This is a genomic window from Bacillus sp. LR--39, from assembly GCF_053613335.1.
Window position 1 is genome coordinate 1 of the sequence record NZ_JBSIOT010000168.1, and the last position, 1,372, is coordinate 1,372.

Sequence of the window (1,372 nt, forward strand, 5' to 3'; positions counted from 1 at the left end):
TCTGCATCATTCATCCCCTTTGCTATGTCAGCCATTCCATCTTCATTCTCGTTTTCAGTTCTTTTATATGCTGTTCCCGTTCTACCGCAAGCGCTTCTGCCTCCTGGAGGGACACAGGCTCAAACTGAACGTGCTCGCCCGGCATGATTTGGGAAACAATCGGAAGATCAGCGGATATGATGTGCGCGATCCTCGGATAGCCGCCAGTCGTCTGCCGGTCTGCAAGCAGGATAATCGGGTTGCCGTCAGGCGGCACCTGAACTGTTCCGAATGAAACCGCTTCTGACACCATCTCAAGCGGGGCCTTCAGTTCGAGCGGTTCTCCTTTGAGCCTGTAGCCCATACGGTCAGACTGCGGAGTGACACGAAATGCTTCTTGATAAAAACGCGTTTTTGATTCTTCTGTGAAAAAGGCAAATTGCTTTCCTTCCAGCACCCGAATGACGGGATTCTTCTTCAATGGCAGAAATCTGCTGCGGCTGACTGACCACTTCGGTGCTGCAAACCCCTGTTTTCCAAGCTGCGAACTTAAGCGGGAAAGGATGGTTTGCGAAAGAGCTGACATCTCTCCAATGTTCAGTTCATCTTCTTTTTGAAGCGCTCTGCCATGAAGTCCGCCGATGCCTGCTCTGACGTATGTGCTTTTACTTTCCATGACGGCAGGCACCTCGATGCCGCCGGCTGCCGCCAAATAAGCACGGCTGCCGAGTTTGCAGGGGCCGAAGCTGACCTTGCTGTTTTCCTTGATGAGCACAGGCTTCCATAAAGGCGCTTCCTCGTCATTAATACGCAGCGTGAAGTCCGCCCCTGTCACAGCAATCAGTGTCTGTTTTGAAAAATGAAACGACGGACCGGGGCCCATCATCGTTATTTCGAGACCTGCTTCATTTTCGCCGTTTCCTATCAACAGATTGGCAATGCGCAGTGAAACCGTGTCCATAGCGCCGCTGGCCAGAACGCCGTATTTTTGGTAACCCGTTCTGCCTATATCCTGAACCGTTGTGAGCAGTCCGGGCTTTAATACTTTCATGCTCAATTGGACTCCTCCTTATAGGCGTGATAGTCTTTTTCTGAGATGCGAACGAATTTCACAATATCTCCCGCCCGCAGCAACGTCGGCGGGTTTTCCTGCGGCCGGAAAAGAGCCAGCGGCGTTTTGCCGATCAGCTGCCAGCCGCCCGGCGTTGAAATCGGATAAACGCCTGTCTGCAATCCCGCAATACCGACCGAACCTGCGGGAATCGACGGTCTTGGCGATGATTTTCTCGGAGCTGCAATGCGTTTTGACATCCCGCCTAGAAAAGGAAAACCGGGCGCGAAGCCAAGCATATATACCACATATTCACCGTTTGTATGAATGTCGATTACTTCC

2 protein-coding genes are annotated in these 1,372 nt (G+C 52.0%); both read right to left on the reverse strand.

Translation table 11 applies throughout. The annotated features are described in order from the left end of the window. Window positions 1-22: 22 nt before the first annotated feature. Entirely contained in the window at window positions 23-1,030 is a 1,008-nt protein-coding gene (gene pxpC / locus ACWHAR_RS21450) for a 5-oxoprolinase subunit PxpC (protein ID WP_080316933.1), read from the reverse strand. Between the two features lie 2 nt (window positions 1,031-1,032). After that, the coding region (gene pxpB / locus ACWHAR_RS21455; protein WP_452087765.1) for a 5-oxoprolinase subunit PxpB at window positions 1,033-1,372 on the reverse strand (340 nt) is incomplete at its 5' end.